This window comes from Paracraurococcus lichenis, assembly GCF_030657435.1.
Lineage (GTDB): Bacteria > Pseudomonadota > Alphaproteobacteria > Acetobacterales > Acetobacteraceae > Paracraurococcus > Paracraurococcus lichenis.
The window spans coordinates 1-457 of the sequence record NZ_JAUTWS010000484.1; the positions used below are offsets into that span (position 1 = coordinate 1).

A 457-nucleotide genomic window follows, 5' to 3' on the forward strand; every position below is an offset into this window, starting at 1 on the left:
CGTTGATCGGGCGAGCGCTTCTCGGCCTCGGCCTCGTTGCTGGCGAGTGAGGCCTCGGCCTCCTCGAAGGCGAACTGGAGCTGATCCTCAGGCAGCCGCTCCGAGCGCGGGCCGAACTGCATGCGCTGCAGCTTCTGCAGCTGGTGCTTCAGATGCTCGTTCCGCTCCGCCAGCGCGTCCCGCTCAGCTACGGCGCTGTCGCGCTCGGCCAGGGCGGCCAGCAACATCGCCTGCAATACTGCAGGGTCGTTGGGTAGGGTATGCGCCGGATCGCCGTCGTCACGCATCGGCCGGCAGTCTACGCCGCCGCGGTCGGTGTGGGAATCCGTCTCGCCGCCTCCACGCGTGAAAAGTCAAGACCAGCAAACAAGGCCGCGAACTGCACAGCAGACAGACGAACGCAGCCGTCGGTGATCGGTGGCCAGCGGAACGCGCCACCCTCGAGCTGCTTCCAGAT

The 457-nt window shown here is 67.2% G+C and carries 2 protein-coding genes; both read right to left on the minus strand.

Going from position 1 to position 457, the window contains the following annotated elements:
* Positions 1–287: transposase (locus tag Q7A36_RS40900; RefSeq protein WP_305109494.1), on the minus strand; the 287-nt coding region annotated here is incomplete at its 3' end.
* Between the two features lie 11 nt (positions 288–298).
* Positions 299–457, minus strand: coding sequence for an IS66 family insertion sequence element accessory protein TnpB (gene tnpB / locus Q7A36_RS42035; RefSeq protein ID WP_370655823.1), 159 nt, complete (start codon positions 455–457; stop codon positions 299–301).